Origin of the sequence: Pedobacter sp. N23S346, from assembly GCF_048515415.1 — a bacterium.
In the GTDB taxonomy this organism is placed as follows: domain Bacteria; phylum Bacteroidota; class Bacteroidia; order Sphingobacteriales; family Sphingobacteriaceae; genus Pedobacter.
The window spans coordinates 40388-65146 of sequence record NZ_JBLYEE010000018.1; the positions used below are offsets into that span (position 1 = coordinate 40388).

A 24759-nucleotide genomic window follows, 5' to 3' on the forward strand; every position below is an offset into this window, starting at 1 on the left:
TTTTTAACTTAGTGAGGAGGTAATGAAGATGTTAGGATTTTCCTAAATCAGAACTTTCGAATTGGTTTTACATTTTTCTTTGGATCGGCATATAACTCGTCCATTGCGCTAGGATCGTTATTTAATTCTAAGCCTTCCTGCAATTTTAATCGTCCACCAATTATCTTGAATCCATCGAAGGTGCCATCAGATCCATAAAACTCATACTTTCCTACCATTTCAGGATCGAGAGGCGCAAGGTGGTCAAAAACGATCATTCCTGCTTTCTGATCTACCTTCAGCGTCATTGCATTGGATTTGGTATATTCGAAAATCACCCTGTTTTTACCCTTCAGTTCTTTACCGTCGAATACAGGTGCCCCGAAATTTACCTGTTCCTTATCAAACGAAAGGATTTCTATTACCTTTTTCGTGGTGTTCTGAGTATTTCCCTTCCAGCCCAATAATATATAATAAGGCAGGCGGTTGCCACTGGTTACCGGAACAATTTCATAATAACGTGCACCAAACCATACCTGGTTGCTGGCGATGGCATTTTCATCGGTAATATTATCTGTTTGATCAATTAAAGGATAAAGTTTTAGCGGACCATTGCCGGTATTCATCTGGATAGTTCCAAAATACCGGTAAGTTCCATTCTCCTGCTGCACATACCAGCTTAAAATTCGGAAAGATTTATCTGGTGATTTAATCACTGAAACATTTTTCAATGAATCGAACGGGTAAGCAAAAGAGTTGGGCGTTTTTAAGGCTTCTACCAAAGTTTTTACAAACCGGCCATTAATTTCTGCTTTCTTAGGATCTGTTTCTGCTGCTATGGTAGCTGTTGAAATCCGGATAAGCGAATCCTGAAAAACATCAAGATTGTTTTTGCTTTGTTGCGCCATAGTGTTCAGGCTCAACAAAGCAAAAATGAAAAGGATATAATATTTGATTTTCATTTATTAAATTTTCTCAATAACCAGTGCGCTGGCCCCACCACCGCCATTACATATGCCTGCAACGCCAATTTTGCCATTATTTTGCTCCAGCACTGACAGTAAAGTGACCACAATTCTGGCCCCGGATGCGCCAAGCGGGTGACCTAAAGAAACGGCGCCACCATTTACATTTACCTGGTCTGCTTTTAAGTTCATCTTTTGGTTATTTGCGATGGAAACTACAGAAAAAGCCTCGTTTATTTCAAAGTAATCAACGTCTTTAATGTCAATATTGGCTTTTTGTAAAGCTAAAGGAATCGCTTTAGATGGTGATGTGGTGAACCATTCTGGTGCCTGTTGTGCATCTGCGAAACCTAAGATTTTAGCCAATGGTTTTATGCCTAATTCTTTGGCTTTATCTGCGCTCATTAATACAAGCGCCGCTGCGCCATCATTTAATGTAGAAGCATTTGCAGCCGTAACGGTTCCGTCTTTTTTAAATACAGGTTTTAATGATGGGATTTTATCAAATTTCACCGCTGTAGGTTCATCGTCTGTATCTACGAACGTAACCTCACCTTTCCGGTCTTTCACTTCAATGGCAATAATTTCACCTGCAAACTTGCCATTTGTCTGTGCATTTTGCGCTCTTTTATAGGATTCGATTGCAAAATTATCCTGCTCTTCGCGAGTGATGTTGCATTCGCTTGCACAAAGTTCTGCCGCTGAGCCCATGTGGTAATCGTTATAAACATCCCACAGACCATCTTTAACCAGGCCATCGGTAATCTGTCCATGCCCTAGGCGATAACCATTTCTGGCCTTATCCAGATAAAAAGGTACGTTACTCATGCTTTCCATTCCGCCGGCAACTATAATATCCTGATCGCCATTTGCTATACTTTGCGCAGCCAACATAATGGCTTTGGTGCCTGATGCACAAACTTTATTGATAGTGGTAGCTGGTAGATCTGGTAAGCCGGCCAGTTTTGCAGCCTGGGTTGCAGGTGCCTGCCCTAAATTAGCAGACAATACGTTTCCCATATATACTTCCTGGATTTGTTCTGGTGCCAGACCAGCTTTTTCTATTGCAGCCTTTATGGCAAAACCTCCTAATTGTGTAGCAGAAAATTGAGCTAGGGAGCCGCCGAAACTGCCAATAGGGGTTCTTACAGCTGATACAATTACAACTTCTTTCATGAATTAAATTTTTATGAACTTTTTGGTTAGACCGCTAAGTTATGTATTTTTTGAAATGACAGTAATGATTAAGCTGTCATTTAGTGTGAATTTAAGTGTTTTATATCGGTTGTTATAAGAAAGACTGATTTTGATATTTATTTGCTGCCTTTAACCTCCCCAATCTGGAACTATCTTTTGATGCATAGGAAATAACTACAAATAACTATATTCCTCTTTGGACTATCGTGTGGACAAAGTTAATTTATATAGATATTTTCCCGCTCTATGCCGCGGAGGCATGGTAATTTTTCACATTTAATATTGTTTTTAGCGGCGCTCTTCGGTAGGGCTTGTGCTTTTTAAAGTTAGTTAGCAAAGTGCATAAAAATACGCTTAGGAGATGTGTCAACTTGATAATTCGTTGGAGGAATATCTAAAATGAGAAGTGATTAAAACAAAAATAACCATTCAGCTGATCTTGTAATTATTCTTCTTTAGTTTTACTTCTTTTTCTCGATTTGAGTGCCTGATTCAAGAGAAACTCAATTTGTCCGTTTATACTTCTGAAATCATCGGCAGCCCAGGTTTCTACTTCTTTTAATAAAGCAGGACTGATCCGTAATACAAAAGCTTTTTTATCTTTCTCCGCCATTTCTATTGTATTGCCTGTATATTATACCTTGTTTTCATATTAATAAGGAACAACTCCATTTCCTCCATTTTATTCGTGCTGAAAAGCAATTTTTTACCATTCTTGAGTTCGAGCTGTAAACCGCGGTTTCCATCATTTAAGAGGTAAGCCTTGTCGTTAATTTTAAACCAAAGCCGGCTCTTTACCCCATAGCCGCCATATTCAGAAAAAGCATCATATTTTCTGATGTATGCTTTTTCTATGTTCGCCCAGCGTTGGCTTTTATATTTAAATTGAAATGGAAAGTACCGGTAAGCTATGCCGTATTGATCTATCTTTAAGGTGAGTGTACTTTTCTCAATCAAAAAAATAATTAAGAATGGAGAAAATAAGGCGAGGAGGGGCGCAAAATACATGTTTTTGAGCTCCTCCAAATTAAGTCCACTCTTGTCAAATAGCATTATAGCCAGCGCAGGAAAAATACTTACCCCTGTTATAAGGTATAACCACCAGATTTTTAATCCTTGTTTTTCCTGGAATTCCATATTAATTATACAGCGTTCCGGTATTTACTACGGGCTGTACGTGTCTGTCGCCACAAAGCACTACCAATAAGTTACTCACCATTGCGGCTTTACGTTCTTCATCCAGTTCTACAATTCCTTTTTGCGATAATTTCTCCAGTGCCATTTCTACCATACCAACTGCACCTTCAACAATTAGTTTCCGGGCTGCAATTACTGCGGTGGCTTGCTGGCGTTGTAACATGGCACTGGCAATTTCCGGGGCATAAGCCAGGTGAGAAATACGTGCCTCCAAAACATCGATTCCTGCTCTGGAAAGACGTTCATTTAATTCTTTTTCTAAAATTTCACTTACCTGTTCTGCGCCATCTTTTAGCGTGATGCTGGATTCCTCCCCTTCAGAATGATCATACGGAAAGATATTAGCCAGGTGCCTTACTGCAGCTTCGCTTTGGATATTTACATACTGCATATAGTTTTCTACAGAGAATACCGCTTTTGCCGTTTCATTCACTTTCCATACCACAACGGCTGCAATTTCAATCGGGTTGCCCAATTTATCGTTTACTTTTAATTGTTGTCCGTTCAGGTTATTGGCCTTTAAAGAAAGTCTTCTTTTGGTGGTAAGTGGATTTACCCAGAAGAAACCATCAGCTTTAACAGTGCCGGTGTATTTGCCGAATAAAGTTAATACCATTGATTGATTGGGGTTGATAATGAGAAAGCCCGGGAAGATCAGGAACAGATCAATAGCTAGTATTATGGCTCCCCAGATAAATGATTCTGAAACAAAGCAGAAAATAGATCCGGCTAATAATAATAGCGATAGTGCAAATGTTAGATACCCGGATGGCGGGCTAATAATTTTTTCCTGATACATAATTGATATTAATTTGATATCATAAAGTAAATTATAAAATCCGGTAATCGCAAACAAAATCAGTAAAATGTATATTAGATAAAAATGTTATTTTTGACAATACAATAATCTAATCGTTTTGGCTAAAATCAAGAAAAATTCACACAAAATCCTTTATCGTAAATATTCATCGAATCTGAAATATGTAATGATGGTATTTACGGTTTTCGTTATTACGCTCTTCCTACCAAAACAACCCCGGTTTAGATACGAATTTGAAAAGGGGAAAGTATGGATGAATAAGGATTTGATCTCTCCATTTAGCTTCGCCATTTTAAAAACCAATCCACAGGTAAATACCGATAAGAAGAACGCGCTGAAAGATGTGTTGCCGGTTTACCAGTACGATCCGTCTATTAGCCGCAATGCGCTGGAAGCCTATATTAATGAGTTCGATATTAAGTGGAAATCCAAACAGCTGGATGAAAAGGATAAGCTGAAGTTTAAAACGGAATCTTACCGGCTGCTCAGTAATATTTATCAGCGGGGGATTATCGGCCTAAATGCCAAGCAGCAAACAAACGGTAAACACTATGATTTTTCCCTGATGGAAAATAATGTAGCCAACCAGAAAAACACGCAGGATGTTTTTACAACTGAGACTGCATTGCTTCATTTCAAAGCCAATTTTAAATCACCGAACCAGGTAATGGTTGATCTGGTTGCTAACCTGGCGGAAGATCACATTACCCCGAATATTATATTTGATGAGCGGTTAACGCAGATTATTCAGCAAAATACGGTAGATAATATTTCTACAACCAAAGGGATGGTGCAAAAGGGGGAGTTAATTGTATCGAAGAATGATGTGATTGATGATGAGATTTATCAGAAATTAGAATCTTACAAAGCCACTTACGATGCGCAAACCAAGACCATTGGGAGCAAGGCATTGGTATACCTTGGTCAGGTAGTGCTGGTGAGCTTTATGTTAACGATATTGATGTCGTTTTTATTCCTGTTTCGGAAAGATATCTTTTCTGATAATCGTCAGTTGTCCCTGATCCTTATTGTGACGACTGGTATGCTTTTGGCACTTACCTGGGCAATTAAGATCGAAATTCCAAGTTTATACTATATTCCATTTTGTGTCGTCCCGATTATCATCAGGATTCTGTTTGATACCAGGCTGGCGCTCTATCTCCATTTACTGGTAATTTTAATTGCCGGTTTCTTTGTGGCAAATAGTTTTGAGTTTGTTTTCTATCAGGTTACTGCGGGCATGGTGGCCATATTTAGTATAAAGAACTTTGTGAAACGTGAACGGTTTCTGGTTTCGGCTTTGTTTATCCTGATGGCCTATTTTGTGTCGTTTGTAGGTATTGCATTGCTTAGAGAAGGTTCATTCCGTGAAATTGAATGGGGTAATTTTATTCCATTTGTGTTTAGTGTGCTACTTTCACTGCTTGCTTATCCATTAATTTATTTGTTTGAACGTATTTTTGGGATCACTTCTGATGTGGCACTGATTGAGCTGACCAATACCAACAATAAGTTACTGCGTGAGCTGGCTTTTAAGGCCCCTGGTACTTTTCAGCACTCTTTACAGGTGGCGAACCTGGCAGAAGCTGCAATATTTAAAATTGGTGGTAATTCGGTACTCGTTAGGGCAGGAGCACTTTATCATGATATTGGAAAGGTTGATAACCCGCAATACTTCATCGAGAACCAAAATACAGCTGTTAGTCCGCACGATAAACTGCCATATGAACAAAGTGCGCAGATTATTATTCAGCATGTGCATAAGGGAATTGAGATTCTTCGGAAAAATTTAATCCCGGAAGCGATTATTGATTTCATCAGAACACATCATGGAAATACGCGGGTAGATTATTTTTATCAGTCGTTTTTGAAAAATTCTCCTGAAAAATTTGTGGATGAAAACATTTTCCGCTACCCCGGACCGATCCCTTTTAGCAAGGAAACTGGTGTGTTAATGTTAGCAGATTCTGTCGAAGCAGCCTCAAGAAGTCTGAAAAATCCGGATGCGCAGAGCATAAATGACATCGTTGAACGGATAATTAATTACAAATTGGAACAAAATCAATTAGATAACTGCGATTTAACATTAAAAGATATTGAAACTATCAAATTGATATTCAAGACGATGCTTATGAGTATCTATCATGTGCGCATAGATTATCAACAAGTTTTGTAATTTTCTTTTGTAGAATAACTTGTTTTACTATATTTGCAGACCTCAAAACAAGGTCGGTAGGACAAATTTAGAGGTTGAAAAGGAGAGGTGCCTGAGTGGCCGAAAGGAACAGTTTGCTAAACTGTCGTACTGGTAACGGTACCGCGGGTTCGAATCCCGCCCTCTCCGCACAAAAAAAAAGTAATAATAAAATGTGAATATGTCATTTTAAAATTGTTACTTTGCAGCCCTTAGAAATAAGGAATAAAAAAGAAGATACCAAGTTCGGGATGTAGCGTAGCCCGGTATCGCGCCTGCTTTGGGAGCAGGAGGTCGTAGGTTCGAATCCTGCCATCCCGACAAAAGTTCAATCCACTTTTAAAAAGGATTAAAAAAAGGTGATACCAAAAAGTTCGGGATGTAGCGTAGCCCGGTATCGCGCCTGCTTTGGGAGCAGGAGGTCGTAGGTTCGAATCCTGCCATCCCGACGATTAGACTTCTAAAAGTCATCAAAACCCCTTAATTCGTATGATTTAAGGGGTTTTTTATTTTATTTCAATCCAATTTATTCAGATAAAACCGGATCAAGCGGAAAAGTTGGGGGAGATAAAAATTAAGCATATATTTTCGATAACCTGAACAAGAAGAATTTGATATCTCGCACACCTCTGGATGTTGCTCTGAACGCTTTGACCTTCGCATTAAATGATTCTGCATCAATCGGAAAAGTTGGGGGAATGGAATAATTTCTTTCTTTTGTAGTTTATAAGAACTACATATCCCTTGAATCCAGCCGAACAAACCCTTATCAGTTTTTTATTGCCAGAAGGCATCCTAGAATATTTTGAACTTACTAAAGCCAATAAAGAGACCAAAGAACTGTAATTCGTTCGTAGGCTGTTTTTCCGCTGCGCTGGCTTGCCTCGGCTGGCCGCCGAAGGGCTCTTACTTTTTTGCTTGATCAAAAAAGTAACAAAAAAATCAAGGCTTGGATTTGATGTCGGATTAGCTCGTCGAAATTTGAGGAGCGGTAGCGCAAGGGCTCGATTTGGTTATAATAAAGGATTTGTTTTAGGAGCCGTTCGCGTTACCTTGGGTTTGGGGTGTTTGAACGGTGATGCAAAAATTTCAACGGCTTCTCCTTCCATCATCTCCTAGGCCGGATAGCAGGGTGGAGATAGCGAGTGCCCATCGCTAGGTAAGATAAATGCTTTTTCCTACGCCCTTTCCCTCCCGGGGATAGGTGCTGCTAGGCAGATAGGGGTTCACTGGCCCATCAAATACAAGAACCTTATTTTTATTTAATCTAAATAGCTACCTTTGTCGCGAACCAAGAATTGTTTTGAAACTTCACCATAACTCATATCAGGAAAGCAGCATAAAGATTGACTATCAATCTTTCGAAAAGGTCTATGAGCTTTACTGGGAAAAAGTATTTGCGGTTTGTTACAATAATATCAAAGAGGTAGAGCCGGCCAAGGGTATGGTTCAGGAAATATTTAAGTCGCTTTGGGAGCGCCGTTCCGAACTTGAAATAGAGAAAATAGAGCATTATTTGGTCAGATCTGCAAAGTTTAAAGCCTTCGAATACATTCGGAATAAGGTTAACAGGCAAAAGCACAATGAATTTCATGTAATGGATTGCTCAGTATCAAGTAATTGCACCGAAGAGCAGGTTTTGTTTAATGATCTAAAAGGAAAGGTTGAGGTATTAGTAGATACTTTACCCTGCCAGTGCAAAAGAGTTTATAAGATGAGCAGGGAGCAAGGCATGGCGAATAAAGAAATTGCAGAATTGCTTTCCATTTCTGAACGAGCCGTTGAATACCATATCACAAAAGCAATGACCAGATTAAAGACTGGTTTAGCCAGCTATTAATTTTTTTAAATGCATACTTACGGTAAATCGGTGATTAAGCTACTTCTATTTAGAAGCGATAATTTATTAAGTTTGTAATCCCATCTTTTTTAGGCGGATATTATTCAATATGAGCATTAACAACGAACTTTTAGAAAGATACCATTCAAATAGCTGTACGCCAGAAGAGCGGAAACAGGTAGAGGAATGGCTCTTTAATGAAGATGTTGATGAGTTGGATCTGGATGGTTTGCCAGATGACAAAGAGATGCTTAAAAAGGAAATGTGGCAGGAGATCAGATCTATTATACCTCCCGAAGCTAAACCATTACATTTAAAAACTAAAATGTATTTTATGTGGATAGGTGCTATTGCAGCCACATTATTTATGGTTATTTTAGGAAGTTTAGCTTATATGTTTTTTACACCAAACAACGTACAGACCACAGCATCAATATCTTTTATTAATACTTCAAGCCATCAGGTAAAGCACATTGATGAGCAAGGTTACAGCGCTTCGGTTGGGCCAAATACCATTGCCAAAATTAGTAGTGTAGATGGAGCTATAGACTTAACCGGAAGCATTCTGATTTCACCAAAACGTGATATCTCTATTGCTCATGGCCTTGAGCAGCCTACCGTTTTGAAAAAGGGCCAGACTTATATTATTCTAAAAAATAGCAATGGCAAAAAAGGTGTAATTGTAATCAGCGAAAAAAACCTTTTAGATATGCCTCCAGTCATGCAACAGCAAATTACTACTCAGTTCGGAATTTAATTTATGGCATACTCTACCCTGATTCCGCGCAACCTAGCGATTAAACTGGTAATAATTGCCTTTCTTGCGATGGGTTATGGCTGTAAATCAAAATCTGATCATCAGGCAAAATACAGCCTCTACATTTTAGCGAAGGATGGCAAAGAATATTTATTAACTCAAAATACGTTAGAGCATGGAATAATCAAGCCAGAAGCCAGCGGCGTAGTTTTGGATGGAAAAGATATGGACAGAGATGTTTTTGTGAAGAATGGGTTTTTCTATCATCTTAATCGTAAAACTGCTTTATTCTCGAAATTTTTTATTGAGTCTGGTCTACTCAAAACGAGTGGTGCATTGACTTTAAAAGATTTTTCCATTGAAAATTTCAATTGGGTAAATCAGGATACTTTATTGCTTACAGGTTTGAACTTATCTGGTTATAACCAAACCAAATATGCTTTAATTGAGATCAAAACAATGAAAGTTATTGCTGCGGGGAATCTTCAGACAGATCATCCTTCAGGTAAATTTAGTACACAATCTATTGGTTTTGTAGAGAAGCGAAAAAACCAGCTATTTGTCGGTTATACTTATCATGCTCCCCAAGGCATATCTAACTATTTTACCAGCGATACTTTTTATGTAGCCGAAATTGCTTATCCGGTAATGAAAAAGATAAAAACGGAGAAGGATGTCAGGTCAACTTATCCCGGTGGACAAAATACCATTCAATCTTATGGTTTTGTAGATCAGCATTCAGACTATTATTTCATGTCTTGCCCTGGTATTGCGTTAGGAAACCGGCCGGAAATGCCGACGGGAATATTTCGAATTAAAACAAACGAAGATCGCATTGATCAGCATTATTTCTTTGATATTTCTGCAAAACTAAAAAATCATGCTTACGGCATGTGGTATTTGGGTGGGAATAAAGCAATTATCAGGGCCGAGAGAAAAGATCTTTATAAAGATTTAAATGATCACTACAGTACTGCACACTTTGAGTTTTACATCATCGATTTACAAACTCAATCTGCCAAAAAACTTAATCTTCCTTTAGATAAAGGCACCAGGAGAGAATGCGTAATTGTAGAAGGTAACACTGCTTATATCTCCGTAAATTCTACTACGGAAGGCAATTTTATCTGGCTGTATAACATCAAAACGGGTACTTTAAAAAAGGGCTTACAACTTGCTGGTGATACCGATTTCATCATGCGGATTGATAGGTTGACGAACTAATTTCATTTTTTTAATTTTTTTTCATTTTCCACCTTCGGAAAAATGAAAGTTGTGCTACTCCCTTGTAAATGCACAATATTAAAATAATGTATCGATTAAAATTTTTACTCTTTTTCCTATTTCTCTCCACCACAGTTCTTGCTCAGCAAACAGCAGAGATAAATGGTTATATAACTGATCAAACAACGGCTATAAGTGGCGCATCAATTTCTTTGAAAGGTACAAAGGTTGGGGCAACGACCGATGTGAACGGATTTTTTAAACTATCTGCCATCAATCCCGGACGTTACACCATTGTGATATCTTTTGTTGGTTATCAGTCTAAAAGTCAGGAGATTAATTTGGTTTCCCGAAAGCCTTTTGCCTTAAATGTTTCTCTTCTGCCTGATGATAACAGTTTACAGAATGTAGAAGTTCAGGGGAGAACGACAGCAACTGAACTCAAGCAATCTGGCTTTACCGTAAACGTGATAGACCTTAAGGCATTTCAGAATACCAGTGCCGATCTTAATCAAATCCTTAATAAAAGTACAGGCGTTAAAGTCAGGGAAAATGGTGGCTTAGGGTCTGATTTCAACTTTACGTTAAATGGCCTTTCAGGACGTCAGATTCGTTTTTTTATTGATGGAATACCAATGGAGTCTTTTGGAAGTTCGTTGGGATTAAATAACATTCCAGTAAATCTGGCCGAACGTATTGAGGTGTATAAAGGTGTTGTTCCGGTAGAGTTGGGAGCCGATGCCCTTGGTGGTGCAGTGAACATCGTTACCAATCAATCTGTTTCGAAATATCTGGATGCTAGTGTGAGTTATGGCTCGTTCAACACGCTTAGGGCTGCACTTTCGGGTAAGTACAAAGACAAAAAAACAGGGCTGACATTTACTTTTAATGGTTTTCATAATTCATCAGATAATGATTATTTGATGCGCAGTAATCCTGAATATGATGCTGCAATTAAAGTGGTCGAAAATAACGAGCTTGTGGAAAGAGATGTGAGGAGATTTCATAGTGCTTATCGTTCTACGATGGGGCAGGTAGGTATTGGCTTTACCAATAAATCGTGGGCTGATCAATTCGAGGTAAATTTCCTTTATTCGGATATGTACAAGGAAATACAAACCGGAGCTAACCAAAATAAAGTAATAGGAGAGGTTACGAACCGTGAAAAGTTCTTTATGCCATCTATTAAATATAAGAAAAGCAATTTTCTAACAAATGGTTTAACGGCAACGCTTTTTGCTTCCACATCAATCATGAGATCTACTGTACCTGATACGGCAAATTATGTCTATTCCTGGGGTGGACGAGGAAGAGCAGAGCCTATTTCTGGCGAGCTTTATGGCATAAAAAGTATTTACCATTATAGAAATATATCTAGTTTGGCAAGGGCAAATTTTAGTTATGAAATCAACCCTAACCATAGCTTAAACCTGAATTATAACTACAGCCACTTTGCCCGACAGGCAACGGAAGATTTAGGCCTTATCAAAACGAATACTTTTGATGAACCCAATACCATAGCCAAACAGGTTGCTGGTCTTGCCTATCAAAATAATGCTTTTAATAAGCAACTAACCACATCTGTGTTCGGTAAGTTTTATTCGCTTAGTTCTCTGGTTCGAAATGCCGTTTTTTCGCAGAATCAAACTTATGTAAAAACCGACTCGGAAATTTCAAATAACTATTTTGGATATGGTATCGCCAGCAGATACCGCATTAGCGAGGCTGCAGGTGTAAAGTTCTCGTATGAACATGCTTATCGGTTACAAGAAGGTGATGAATTGTTTGGGAATGGAATTGATGTAACAGCCAATATCAATCTTAAGCCAGAAAATAGTGATAACATCAATTTCGGTGCATACTATAACCTCCAGATCAATGAAAAACACAGCTTAGGGATTGAAAGTGCTTATTTCTACAGGAATGCTAAAGACTTTATTTACTTTATTCCCAGTGGCGGTGTTTACTCAGTTTATAACAATCTCGCAGGCGCGAAAATTAATGGTGTGGAACTAGAACTCCTGTATCGCTATGCAACATTATTAAATTTCAGTGTAAATGGTACTTATCAAAAAGCTATAAGTCAGCAACTTTACGAGCCAAATACTACGGTATTGGATATGACTTATGGCGACAGGGTGCCAAATCAGCCGTGGTTATATGCAAATGCCAATCTCGAAATTGGTCAAAATGATATTTGGGAACCGGGAACACGGTTACAACTAAGTCTATCGAGCCAGTTTGTAAATTGGTTTTACTTAAACTGGGAAAGCAGGGGAAGTATCGAATCGAAAAATAAGATTCAGACTCAGTTTTCTCACAACATCGCATTGGCTTACAGTATGGCGAATGGGCGATACAACATCTCAGCCGAGGTAAATAACTTCACTAACGAACTCTTATATGACAATTTCAGATTACAAAAACCAGGACGCTCTGCATTTATCAAACTCCGTTATTTCATTAAATAAATTTACAATCATGTTTACAACACTTAAAAAACAATCTCTTTTGTCTTTAGTCGCTATCGCGATAATTGCTTTTTCAGCCTGTAAGAAAAGTTCGCCAACAGCAGAAGAAGTTACTGAAAAAAATTATGGGTTAGTAGTTAACGCTGGCACACCAGCAGCAACCTACATATTAAATACTACAATTCTTAATTCAGGTACTTTAACAACAGCAGGTAATGGTGCTGAAACTACTACTAGTATTATCACGCAGCGTGGCGAATATTTTTATGGAACAAATGATGCAGGGAATCTTATCAAGTTTACTTCAAGTAATAAGGTTAATCAGGTAATCAAAGAAATTCCATTCACTCAAATTAGTTGGGCTTATTATTCCAGTTTTTATGCCTGGAAAGATGAAAAAACCTTAGTGTTGTTTAGCATGAAAGAAGCCTTGCAATTTGAATATGCTACGCTGAATGTAGAAACGATGACCATCACGGCTTCAGGAAATATCAATATTCCTAAACCGATAGCCGGATATTATTATTGGGGAAATTCTGCAGTTTTTATGGGTAATAAACTTTATATCAGTTATAACCTGACTAATGAAAGTACTTCTCTGCCATTAAAAGAGGTTTATTTGGCTTCAATGGAGTTCCCAAATGTGAGCGCTGTTACTATCACTAAAGATACGCGTTTTAATCAACCGGCACATTATACACTAAATTCACCAGGAACATTTATTGATGGTGGTTACGCTTATTTCATTAATGCACCAACAATCTGGATTGCAGGAGAAACAGGTGGTTCTTTTTCAATTTACCGTGTAGCTAATGGTGCAACAGCAATTGATGCAAATTATCAGTTCGAACTTACAGATAGAACAAAAGAAGAAGCAACCGATTTGTTTTATTTAGGAAACGGAAAAGCAATTGTTAAGATTTTTGATAAGGCCCAAATTTCTACCTGGCAAGACTATAGCGGAAAATACATTGCTGATTATTATTTGATAGATGTAGTGAATAAAACGAAAACAAAACTTAACATCCCTAAGAGTATTCCAAATCCTTATTCGGCAAACGTATTGTTAGATGGCGATGTAGCCTATATTGGGGCATTAACTGCAGAAGGGTATTATATTTATGCTTACAACTTAACTTCTGGAACTGTTGTTAGGGGAGCTAAATTAGACGGCGTGAATGGGTTAACTAAATTGGTTAAATTCAAATAGCAGATAAAGAATGTTCTTTAAATCGCTCAAAAAATTAAATGCATGGCTTCACCTTTGGCTTGGTTTAGCCTCGGGTATTGTAATTGTTATTTTAGGAATAACGGGCTGCATATTGGTTTTGGAGCAGGAAATAAAAAATATTAGCTCTCCCTGGTTGTTTGCCGAAAAGCCGGCCGGGGGAGTTATTTTGCCACCATCTGAATTGTACTTTTCTGTTAAAAAAGCATTACCAGATAAGGAGGTTCATTCGGTTTGGTACCATGGCGAAAATAAGTCTGCTGCGGTAACCATCAATTCTGATTCTGTAGTGTATGTAAATCCCTATACCGCAAAAGTTACAGCCATGGTTCACCATGAAGATTTTTTTGAATTTATTGATGAAGGCCACAGGAGACTTTGGTTGCCTGATAAAATTGGCAAGCAGGTTATTGGATGGTCAACACTAATTTTCTTCGTTTTATTAATCTCAGGATTAGTGCTGTGGTGGCCAAAAAAATGGAATAGAACAGGGAAGGATCAAAGTTTTAAAATAAAATGGAAGGCAAAGTTTAAGCGTATAAATTATGATTTGCACAATGTACTTGGTTTCTATTCCTTATTGCTGGCTCTGGTAATGTGCATTACTGGCTTAATGATGAGCTTTTCTTGGTTTAATAAAAGCGTTTACTGGTTAGCAGGTGGCAATAGTGTTCCACATAAGCCTGATCATGAGGTTTTCAATGCAGCTCCTTCTACCATGCTGGCTCATGCAGATCTGGTTTGGATAAAGGTGCAAAAAGAATTCGCACTTTATAATAAAGATCAAATCATCATTTCCTTTCCTGATGAACCTACAGAGCCTATTTATGCCTGTACTGATATGATTAATGGCCATTGGAGGGATCTATATTTCAACCCTACAACACTTCAGTTAACTAAATCTGCGGGAAAAAGATTGTCAGACTTAGCATTTCCAGATCAGTTACGCAAGCTAAATTATGCTTTACATGTCGGTGCGTTTGCCGGCCTTACAAGCAAGATATTTTTCTTTATTGCCAGCTTAATTTGCGCAAGTTTACCCATAACAGGTTTTTACATCTGGTGGGGTAAAAAGAAGAAGACAAAAAAACATAAAAATCCAGTATCCCTTAAAACATAAGTTATGTCGAGAATCTCTACTATTGCTTCGGGTGAAAAACCTGATGTTGGCAGAATATTGCCTGTTATTTTTCTACTGTTTTTATTTTTTCTGATCCATAAATCTGTGTTTGCACAATCTGAAGCAGCAATAAATGGTTTGGTTGTGATGGAAAGTGGTTCTCCGGTCGAATTTGCATCCGTTGCCCTTCAAAATATAGAAGGAAAGGGAATTAAAGGAACACTGACTGATTCTTTGGGTCGGTTCTCTTTTTCAAATGTATCGCGTGGACAGTATCGCGTAAAGATCTCCAATATGGGCTTTATCAGTCATCAAACTGAAATTTTTCAGCTCACGGAGCAAAAACATGTAGCGTTTTTAGGGAAACTAAAATTGATAGAGGATGCGCAGACATTAAATGCGGTAACTATTTCTGTTCAAAAAAAGGTAATCGAACAAAGCGTAGATAAAATGACGATCAATGTAGAAAATAGCATTTTATCGGAAGGAAATACTGCGTTAGAATTGTTGCAAAGGGCGCCAGGTGTGAAAGTAGACGACGAAGGTAAAATTTCATTAAAAGGCAGGGCGGGTGTAAACGTGATGATTAATGGTAAACTGACTTATCTATCCCCGTCAGAATTAGGCGTTTTGTTAAAGGGAACCAATTCTTCATCTGTTTCTAAAATTGAGATTATGGCTAACCCATCTGCTAAATATGACGCTGCCGGAAATGCCGGAATCATTAATATAGTAATGAAGAAAAATCAAATCAAGGGAATGAATGGTTCTATTGCTGTTAACGGTGGTGCAGGGCGAAAAGCCAGATACGGATCGGGCTTTAATCTCAATTATAAAAATGCAGGTTTCAATATCTATGCAAGCTATAACTATGCATATAGGGGAGAGACAGAATATTTAGATTTTAAAAGGAGGTTTTACAACGGTGGAATAGTAACTGGTAATTATGATCGGATTTCAAATCAACATACAGAAACAAATGAGCCACTAAATACTAATAACTTCCGTTTAGGGATGGATTTAGATTTGGATAAACAAAATACAATCGGATTCTTAATTAATGGGAATATTGGTAAATATTTGCACAATAGTAAAACTGACAACATCATTTTAGATCAGGCTGGAGTAGTTCAATCTAATCTGGCCACAACCAATTACGATCAGCAAAGTTGGCGTAATTTAACTTATAACCTGAATTACCTGCATCAATTTAAAAAGGAAAACAGGACACTCAGTGCAGATTTAGATTTTGCCAGTAATGGCTTCACCTCCCGTTTAAATTTAGATACTTATGCTGCTGCCACGGCTTCTTCGGCAGTTCAGTTAAGCAATAGAAAGGGTTATGTACCGGCCCAAACAGATGTATATGTGGCAAAGATAGATTATACCGATCAGCTTAAAGAGAAGGTGAAATTGGAGAGTGGTTTAAAAAGTTCTTACATCAACTCTGATAATAACCTGGTTTACCAAAATTTAATGAATGGCAATTGGGTTTATGATGCCCAAAGCAGTAACTATTTTAAATACGAGGAACAGATTCATGCAGCTTATCTCAATCTAAATAGCTCCTTTAAAACGCTTACGGTTCAATTGGGTTTAAGGGGAGAATATACAAACACTGTGGGCAATCAGGTAACAACGGGCGCGGTACTAAAACGAGATTACTTTCAGTTATTTCCAAATTTAGCGCTGAATAAAACCGCAGGAGAAAATCATCAATTTCAATTGGCTTACAGCCGAAGGGTGCAGCGACCAGATTATGGTGATTTAAACCCATTCAGGGTATTCAGAGATCCACTTTTATATTATGAAGGAAATCCGTCTCTCATGCCAGAGCTTACCCAGAATATAGTATTTAGTCACGTATTAAAAGGAAAATATACTACAGCACTAAATTATAGTAAAACCAATGATGTGATTACCTGGGTTTCGGGGCAAATAGATAATATTAATACTACCTACGAGCGCCCAGAGAATTTGAAAAGCCTGGTGAATTACGGAATCAGTTTTACCGGACAAACGAATTATTTCAATTGGTGGAATGCTACGAATTTTGCAAACGTTTACAATAATATTTATCAGGGTGATGGTGAAATTGGAGAATTTGAAAATGCCCAGGTTTCCTTTAGTTTAAATACGCAGAATTCGTTTAAGTTGGGTGGAGGTTACAGCGCAGAACTCAATGCCTATTTTAATTCGAAATCTGTATACGGTATTTCGACTGAAAAGGCTTATTATGCTGTTTCTGCTGCCTTTCAGAAATCACTTTTAAAGGATAAGGCTAGTTTAAAGCTTTTGGTTAATGATATTTTTCAATCCAGTCAATACAAGCATATAACCCGATATCAGAATATTGATATGAATAGTCATATTAATGTGGATAGCCGCAGGATTATGCTCTCATTCTCTTATCGTTTTGGAAATCCATTCAATCTTAAAGAAAGGAAAAAGGGAAATGATGATATCCAAAACAGGATAAAAGGTGGTGGATAGTATCTTTAGAAAAAGTTGCCAAATGTTTACTGGTTTTGTTTAGCGTTTTATTCGTTGCTGCTTTTGTGTTTCTAATTGTTTAAAAATTATAATTTATCAACTTACGAAATTTCAAAAGGCTGTGCGCTGAAGAATTTCGCAAGTTTGATGAAGGTACCTTAAAATTTTCGAAGTATTTCCCACAACAAAGGCCACCAAAACTTCGCATTTATCAACTTACGAAATTTCAAAAGGCTGTGCGCAGAAGAATTTCGCAAGTTTTGATGAAGGTGCCTTAAAACTTTCGAAGTATTTCCCACAACAAAGGCTACCAAAACTTCGCAAGTTGATCTTATCCTGAGGGAATAAATAGTCGATAAATACCTTATTTGCGGCTCCTGATCCGGCTAAGTGAAACCGGAGTAATTCCCAGATAGGAGGCTATATAATGTTGTGGTATTCGCTGAAGGATCTCGGGATGTTTACAGAGCAGCTCATTATAACGTTGCTGCGGTTTTGTTCGAAGATAGCTAACCAGGTGTTTTGAATAATAAAAGAACCGTTCGAGAATAATGTCATCCAACCAAATTTTAAATGATTTATCTGTTTCTTTTAAAAGCAAAAATTCTTGTTTAGACATTACGAATAATGAACAGGGTTCTATGGTTTCGATCGTATAATCGCTAGGTTCATCTTTGAGAAGACTTTCTAAACTGGCGATTGCAGTTCCCTCGAAAAAAAACTGAGTGGTGATGTCTGTACCATGATTATTTAACCACATGCGCAGACATCCTTTCTTTACAAAATAAATAAACCTGGCTTTATCTCCCTCCTGAAGTATGACAGTTTTTGCCGGATAGCTTATTTCCTGCAAGTGATGAGCAGAGATAAATTCTAGTAAATCCATAAGTAAATTTATACTCAAAGATACAGGAAATCAAATCTATATTTTAAAAATGCGAACTCATTTGTCGCTTGATATTTTTGTCTGTTATTTGGCTTATTGTGCAAGTAATTCATGTGTCAGCATTAGATATTTTCTCCAATTTCAATCAAATTTATCACCAGAAACTTAGTTTTTGAGTTATCTAAAAATCTGATTATCTGTAGGTAATGCTGAATTACATAAAAAATACGGATTAAGCTGAAACATTTTTGGCTTTAAATTGTATAGTAGCTACTATCAAGATTCATTAATTCCCTATCTTTCTATGAAGCTACCTTTACAAAGGCAATTCTTTTTTTTAGCCTTATCCATTCTGGCCGCCAGCGCTCAGGGTCAAACCATTCCAGATACGCTGAGGCGAAAGACGGACAGTACAGCCCGGCCCGTTAGTCCACCAGATACAGTTCCGAAAACACCTGCAACACCAACATCACCAGTTAATGTTCCTCCAAATCCTCTTCCTGTAAAAACAGCCACTCCGGCACCTGCAGGTCAAAGTAACCTAATCAAAACTTCTGGCTCAAAAGTTTCAGATACGACTTCTATCGTATTGAAGGGGATTGTGAAAGATGAAAAAGGTATTCCTGTTCCTGGTGCTGTTGTACAGGTTATAGGCAAGCCCATCAAAGTAAATACAGATCAAAACGGACGGTTTGCCATTAATCTTCCAGATAAAAATAGTTCAATCCAGGTATTGTTTATCGGCTATGCCACTAAAACATTAAAACCAGGAAACCAGCTGGAAATATCCATTACTTTAACGCCATCAAGCCAGAAACTGGATGACGTTGTAATCACCGGATATTCCAGTCAGCAAAAGAAAGATTTAACGGGTGCTGTTTCACAAATCAGGTCTTCTGATATTGATAATATGCCAGTAGGTGGTGTAGATCAGGTACTTCAGGGAAAGGCAGCCGGTGTTTCTGTAACGCAGGGTACAGGTGCCCCTGGTGAGGGAATTGCAGTTAGGATTCGTGGAATTGGTACGATTAATAACAACAATCCGCTTTATGTAATAGATGGGGTTCCAAGCACTTCGGGGATCAATCAAATCTCGCCAACAGATATCGAAAGCATCAGTATTTTAAAAGATGCATCTTCTGCATCCATTTATGGCGCAAGGGCATCAAATGGTGTGGTAGTTATAACCACCAAAAAAGGGAGATCGGGCAAATCACATTTCAGTCTTTCCCAATATACCGGAGTTCAGGTTCATGGCGATCTCATCAAAATGGCCAATACGCCACAATATATCGCAGCTTTTAATGCGGCAGCAACTGCTGATGGCAGGGCTACTATCTCTTCGTCTTTAGCCGCTGGCTTGCCAGATGTTAACTGGCAAAAAGAAGTGTTAAAGCCTGCTTTAATTAATAATACTAACTTTTCGATAGATGGGGGCAACGAAACCGGAAATTACCTGGTTGCAGCAAATTACTATAAACAGGATGGGTTGATCAATAACAGTGCATATGATCGTTTTAACTTGCGGACAGCTGTAAATAGCACCTTGTCGAAAATATTTTCAACAGGATTAAATCTTAATCTTTCCTATGCCAGAACAAAGCAGGTTGGTGCTTCGGGCGATGGTTTTGGCAGTGGTAACCAGGGAGCGAGTGTAATGCGTTACGCCCTTTTCCGTACGCCGGCAACCCCGGTTTTCAAAGCCAATGGCGATTATGTAGATCTTCCTGAAAACCCTGCCTTTTTTGGCGATGGACTTAATCCGGTAGGATATGCAGATAACTTCGATCGTAATTACAATGCTTACAGCATGTTGGGAAATGTTTTTGTAGAGGCTAAGATTTTAGAAGGTCTGAAATTTCGCACCAGTCTGGGTGGAACTTTAGTAATTACCGACTTTAAACAATTCTTCAAAATCTGGGGAGATCGTGCTCAAAATTCACCAGGTAGTTTAGCGCGTTCCAATGCAAATCAGCTGGATTACAACTGGACCAATACCTTAACCTATAATTTAAAATTGGGTGAAGATCATACATTTAATTTCCTTGCCGGATCAGAAAATATCAAGAGCCGTACAAATGGCCTTTCTGCATCCAGATCGATATTCCCTAACCAGTCAGAAGGTTTTCAATATCTTGATAACGGGATAGGGGTACAGCAGAATGGAGAAAATGAATCCCGTTGGGCGCTTTTCTCTTTGTTTGGGCGAGCCGATTATCAATATGCAGAAAAATACCTGGCCAGCTTTACCGTGCGGAGGGATGGCTCTTCGAGGTTAAATCCTGCTAACCGATATGGTAATTTTTATGCCGGATCTGTAGGTTGGAGACTGGATCAGGAAGCATTTCTTAAAAACTTCAAGCAACTTTCCATGTTAAAGTTGCGTGCAAGTATCGGGCAAACCGGGAACCAGGAAATTAGTAATTATGCCTATACTTCCTTAAATTCTTTTGTAGGCTTTTATCCATTCGGTGGAACACCAGTAATTGGAAACTCGCTTACCTCAAGGGGAAACAGCAACATTACCTGGGAAACCAGCACGCAAACTAATTTCGGGATGGATGTTGGCTTTTTTGATGATAAACTGCAATTAAGTGCTGATTATTTTATCAGGGATAATGCTGATATTCTTTTTGCCAACCCATTGCCGCCAAGTGCAGGCGGTGGCGGTAGCCCTTATGTAAACGCCGGAAAAGTACGCAATCAGGGAATTGAACTTCAGGTGTCCTATCGGGATAAAATCTCTGAAGACTGGAGTTTTGATGTATCTGGAAACCTGGCAACTTTAAAAAATAAAGTGATTTCGCTAGCGGGTTCGCCTATTGTTGGCGGCCGGATTGATAATGAATATTATGCCACGCTTACCACTGTTGGGCAACCCATCGGTGCATTTTACCTGCTCCCGATGGAAGGCGTTTTCCAAAATAACCTGGATATATTTACCCATGCTTACCAAGGTACAGGGATTCAGCCCGGTGATGTAAAATATAAAGATAGCAATGGCGATGGGCTGATTGATGAAAATGACCGTCAGTTCGCCGGAAGTCCGATTCCAAAATTAACCTATGGGTTTACCGGTAATCTAAAATTTAAACAGTTTGATCTGAGTGTATTTTTTCAGGGGGCTTATGGCAACAAATTGTACAATCAGGTTGCTACAGATATAGAAGGATTTTATCGTGCTTTTAATATTACTGAAAGAATTGCAACCGGAAGCTGGACAGGAGAGGGAACAACCAATCAGTTTCCACGCCTCACCTGGAGCTCTGCTTCCTCAACCAATAATAAAAGGCCATCAACAAGATTTCTGGAAGATGGATCTTATTTAAGGTTGAAAAATCTGCAGGTGGGTTATACCTTAAGTCCGAAAGTGCTTTCTGCGTTAAAAATTGCTTCGATGCGCGTTTATGCCAGTGGGCAAAACCTGCTGACTTTCACAAAATACACAGGTCTGGATCCCGAAATCTACACCAGTAGTAACGGCCAGGGCGATGGTGTAAGGGCAGTCGGGATTGATTGGGGTACCTATCCTTCGGCAAGAATCTATACACTTGGGCTTAATCTTAATTTTTAATCTGATGAAAAAACTATATATCTTTTCCCTTGCGGCAAGCCTGTTCTGCGTGGCAGGGTGCCAGAAATTTTTAGATCAGCCTGCTTTGGGCTATTATTCTGATGCAGATTTATTCAGTAATGATGCTACGGCAAGAACTGCCGTTAACGCCGCTTATATTCCGCTTACTTTTACCGATGCTGCTGCCAATCCACTTTGGGTATTGGGCGATGTAGCTTCGGATGATACGGTGATTGGTGGCAACGCAGGCGAACAGGCAGATTACACTGCTATTGATTTGTTTAATGTTCTGCCAGGAAATGCTGCGGTTCAATCATTATGGAGCCGCTACTATGACGGGGTTAACCGTTGTAACGTAGTAATAGGTGGACTCACTGCCGATAATACCAATGTATCCGAAACCGCAAAAACGCAGATTCTGGCACAGGCTAAATTTCTTCGGGCTTATTACTATTTTACACTCACCAATTTTTACGGCAATATCCCTTTGCGTTTAAAGGTGAGTACGCTGGAAGATGCAGCATTGGCAGCATCGCCACAGGCACAGGTTTATACGCAAATTGAAAAGGACCTGACTGAAGCTGCTGCCGGGCTTCCTGCAAAATGGGAATCTAATACCGATCAGGGAAGGGCAACTAAAGGTGCCGCATTAGCCTTGCTCGCAAAGGCTTCGCTTTTTCAGAATAAATTTACCCAAGCCATTCAATTTAGTGAACAAGTGGAGGCTTTAGGTTATGCTTTGACTGATAATTTTAGTGACAATTTCAGTTCTTCTGCTAAAAATAATAACGAAGCAATATTTTCTGTCTGGCATACCCGGGGTGCTCAGCCATTACAGGGCAATTCGCTGAATTATTGGTTTGCACCTCGATCACTAAATGGTGCCGGTACCTTTTTTCCAACTCAAAGTTTGGTTGATAATTTCGAAGCCAATGATCCCAGACTTGACCTCACCTTAGCAAGAGCAGGAAAGCCATATTTCGATAGTACTTTCGACCCATCCTGGTCTACTACAGGTTATCTTTCTAAAAAGCATGTTCAGCCGATCAGTGAAGTGCCCACCACCACTAAAAATGATGGTAACCTGAATTATGAGGCCATCCGCTTTGCAGATATTTTATTAATTAAGGCCGAAGCATTAAATGAATCCGGACAATCTTCGGCAGCACTCGCGCCCCTTAACCGGGTTAGGGAACGTGCACGTAAAAATTTCACTGGTACTCCGCCTGCAGATTTGCTTGCTGCCATAACAGTAGTGAACCAGGCGCAGTTGAGAGACCTGATTCGCCGGGAGCGGCGCTCGGAAATGGCACTTGAATTTCAACGTTTTTTTGATGTGATCCGATACGGACAAGCTTATGCCGAGTCTGCAATCAGACCAGGCGCCCCTAATTTCAATTATACAAACAACCGATTCTTTCCTATTCCACAAAATGAGCGGAATGCTAACGGGAAACTTTAATGCAAATGAAGATGAATTTTAATAAAAACAGCCGATCCTTTATATATCTTTTGTATGTGTGCCTGGGCACTTTAGCCATCTCATCCTGTAAAGATGATGCAAACCTACCTGATTATGCATCCAATAAAACAGGTTTGAGTCAGCTTGCAGATTCTGTAAACCGGGTTTATAGTGGAAGTGCAGAAGGAAATGATATTGGGCAATATCCAAAACAAGCACGTGCCGAACTTAAAACTGCGCTTGATCTGGCCACATCGGTAACTACCGGGGCTTTTACACAAGAGGAAGTGAATAACGCGTTGGCCAATTTACGCAGGGCTGCAGTTGCTTTTAATGCCAGGAAAATTGAAGAAGTAGCTGCGGATAACCTCGTTGCCAAATGGCTTTTTAATGGGAATGCACTAGATGCTACTGCCAATGGCCATAATGGCACGCTGATGTCTGGAATAATTGGTACAGCAGCCAACTATCGTGATGCAGGAATATTGCCAGTTGCCACCACAGACCGTTTTGGGCGGGCGGGAAATGCATACGCCTTTGATAACGGCGCTTACATAGAAATTCCATACAGTGCAGCACTAAACCCTTCTATACTTAGTATTAGTTTATGGGTGAATGTGAAGGAATCATCTGCAGATAATTATATGATCTCTATGAATAAATGGAATGGATTTAAGTTTCAGCTGCAATCTGATAACTTTCTTTTTATGACGTTAAAAACTACCTCTGCCACTTATGACAGGGATAGTAATCCTGGTAAAATGGCAGTAGGGAAATGGCACCATGCGGTGGTTACCGCCGGGAACGGCGCCATTACATTTTATGTAGATGGTATTCAAACCAGAACCGAAAGTGCAGCAGGTTCAGCTTTTAGGTTAACTACACCAGTTAATATTGCAATTGGCCAGATTCTTCCAAAAGGAATTCTGAATTTCACAGACACTTCGAGTCCTTTTTATTTTTCGAGTGCAGCTTATTTCAGGGGTTCTCTTGATGATATCAGATATTATAATAAGGCACTAAGTTCTGACGAGGTGTTGCGAATTTATAATAACGAAAAGCCAGATTAACTTTTGGTTTGATAAAGGAACAGGAATGGATGCACGGTGTGCAACTGTTCCTGTTTTTTGTTTTTAGGCAACCGCCAAAAGACTACTATAGTGTGGACACATCTTCTGGGTGTGGTTTTTTATGCATTTTGCTGACTAACTTTAATAAAACACAGGCTTTACCGAAGAGCGCCGTCAATCCCAAGGGCCGGAGGAATCAAAAAAACAGGTGTACAATAGTATTATACAGCACTAACAAACCTCAAACGCAGTGGTTTTGTGTTCATAAATGCAGATTGAATT

The 24759-nt window shown here is 38.9% G+C and carries 17 protein-coding genes and 3 tRNA genes; 14 read left to right on the plus strand and 6 right to left on the minus strand.

The features are described 5' to 3' along the window. Positions 1-47: 47 nt before the first annotated feature. The 5 genes from ACN1CD_RS21855 to ACN1CD_RS21875 all read right to left on the minus strand — a co-directional run bounded on the left by ACN1CD_RS21855 (position 48) and on the right by ACN1CD_RS21875 (position 4137). On the minus strand, positions 48-941 hold the full coding sequence (locus ACN1CD_RS21855) for a hypothetical protein (RefSeq protein WP_419132545.1): 894 nt from the start codon (positions 939-941) through the stop codon (positions 48-50). A gap of 3 nt (positions 942-944) precedes the next feature. Next, the gene (locus ACN1CD_RS21860) at positions 945-2120 is read right to left on the minus strand and encodes an acetyl-CoA C-acyltransferase (RefSeq protein WP_419132546.1); all 1176 of its coding nucleotides are present in this window, start codon (positions 2118-2120) and stop codon (positions 945-947) included. Between the two features lie 466 nt (positions 2121-2586). Next, positions 2587-2754 (minus strand): Arc family DNA binding domain-containing protein, encoded by a 168-nt coding sequence (locus ACN1CD_RS21865; RefSeq protein WP_419132547.1) that lies wholly within the window; start codon positions 2752-2754, stop codon positions 2587-2589. Between the two features lie 2 nt (positions 2755-2756). After that, positions 2757-3278, minus strand: a complete 522-nt coding sequence (locus ACN1CD_RS21870) for a hypothetical protein (RefSeq protein ID WP_419132548.1) — start codon at positions 3276-3278, stop codon at positions 2757-2759. Position 3279: 1 nt separating this feature from the next. Further along, the gene (locus tag ACN1CD_RS21875; protein WP_419132549.1) at positions 3280-4137 is read right to left on the minus strand and encodes an SPFH domain-containing protein; all 858 of its coding nucleotides are present in this window, start codon (positions 4135-4137) and stop codon (positions 3280-3282) included. A gap of 190 nt (positions 4138-4327) precedes the next feature. Between ACN1CD_RS21875 and ACN1CD_RS21880 the strand changes: the two genes are divergently transcribed. The 11 genes from ACN1CD_RS21880 to ACN1CD_RS21930 all read left to right on the plus strand — a co-directional run bounded on the left by ACN1CD_RS21880 (position 4328) and on the right by ACN1CD_RS21930 (position 17485). Then, a complete protein-coding gene (locus ACN1CD_RS21880; protein WP_419132586.1) occupies positions 4328-6334 on the plus strand; it encodes an HD family phosphohydrolase in 2007 nt (668 codons plus the stop codon). Between the two features lie 81 nt (positions 6335-6415). Beyond that, a tRNA-Ser gene (locus ACN1CD_RS21885) sits at positions 6416-6502 on the plus strand. 97 nt (positions 6503-6599) lie between these two features. Further along, positions 6600-6673, plus strand: a tRNA-Pro gene (locus tag ACN1CD_RS21890). A 54-nt stretch (positions 6674-6727) separates the two neighbouring features. Further along, positions 6728-6801, plus strand: a tRNA-Pro gene (locus tag ACN1CD_RS21895). Between the two features lie 854 nt (positions 6802-7655). Further along, positions 7656-8192 carry an RNA polymerase sigma-70 factor gene (locus ACN1CD_RS21900; RefSeq protein WP_419132550.1) on the plus strand — a complete coding sequence of 179 codons (537 nt, stop codon included), beginning with the start codon at positions 7656-7658 and terminating at the stop codon, positions 8190-8192. A 109-nt stretch (positions 8193-8301) separates the two neighbouring features. Further along, entirely contained in the window at positions 8302-8949 is a 648-nt protein-coding gene (locus ACN1CD_RS21905) for a hypothetical protein (protein WP_419132551.1), read from the plus strand. A 3-nt stretch (positions 8950-8952) separates the two neighbouring features. Beyond that, positions 8953-10173 carry a hypothetical protein gene (locus ACN1CD_RS21910; protein WP_419132552.1) on the plus strand — a complete coding sequence of 407 codons (1221 nt, stop codon included), beginning with the start codon at positions 8953-8955 and terminating at the stop codon, positions 10171-10173. Between the two features lie 86 nt (positions 10174-10259). Next, the gene (locus ACN1CD_RS21915; protein WP_419132553.1) at positions 10260-12644 is read left to right on the plus strand and encodes a carboxypeptidase-like regulatory domain-containing protein; all 2385 of its coding nucleotides are present in this window, start codon (positions 10260-10262) and stop codon (positions 12642-12644) included. A gap of 10 nt (positions 12645-12654) precedes the next feature. After that, entirely contained in the window at positions 12655-13854 is a 1200-nt protein-coding gene (locus ACN1CD_RS21920; RefSeq protein WP_419132554.1) for a hypothetical protein, read from the plus strand. Between the two features lie 10 nt (positions 13855-13864). Then, the gene (locus ACN1CD_RS21925) at positions 13865-14992 is read left to right on the plus strand and encodes a PepSY-associated TM helix domain-containing protein (RefSeq protein ID WP_419132555.1); all 1128 of its coding nucleotides are present in this window, start codon (positions 13865-13867) and stop codon (positions 14990-14992) included. A gap of 3 nt (positions 14993-14995) precedes the next feature. After that, the gene (locus ACN1CD_RS21930) at positions 14996-17485 is read left to right on the plus strand and encodes a TonB-dependent receptor domain-containing protein (protein WP_419132556.1); all 2490 of its coding nucleotides are present in this window, start codon (positions 14996-14998) and stop codon (positions 17483-17485) included. A gap of 364 nt (positions 17486-17849) precedes the next feature. Here the strand turns inward: ACN1CD_RS21930 and ACN1CD_RS21935 are convergent, their stop codons facing one another. Continuing rightward, entirely contained in the window at positions 17850-18371 is a 522-nt protein-coding gene (locus tag ACN1CD_RS21935; protein ID WP_419132557.1) for a Crp/Fnr family transcriptional regulator, read from the minus strand. Between the two features lie 304 nt (positions 18372-18675). On the opposite strand from ACN1CD_RS21935, the gene ACN1CD_RS21940 reads away from it, so the two are divergent. The 3 genes from ACN1CD_RS21940 to ACN1CD_RS21950 are packed head-to-tail and all read left to right on the plus strand — an operon-like array spanning position 18676 to position 24477. After that, positions 18676-21945 carry a SusC/RagA family TonB-linked outer membrane protein gene (locus tag ACN1CD_RS21940; protein WP_419132558.1) on the plus strand — a complete coding sequence of 1090 codons (3270 nt, stop codon included), beginning with the start codon at positions 18676-18678 and terminating at the stop codon, positions 21943-21945. A gap of 4 nt (positions 21946-21949) precedes the next feature. Then, positions 21950-23407 carry a RagB/SusD family nutrient uptake outer membrane protein gene (locus ACN1CD_RS21945; RefSeq protein ID WP_419132559.1) on the plus strand — a complete coding sequence of 486 codons (1458 nt, stop codon included), beginning with the start codon at positions 21950-21952 and terminating at the stop codon, positions 23405-23407. An 11-nt stretch (positions 23408-23418) separates the two neighbouring features. Then, positions 23419-24477, plus strand: coding sequence for a LamG domain-containing protein (locus ACN1CD_RS21950; protein WP_419132560.1), 1059 nt, complete (start codon positions 23419-23421; stop codon positions 24475-24477). Positions 24478-24759 lie beyond the last annotated feature (282 nt).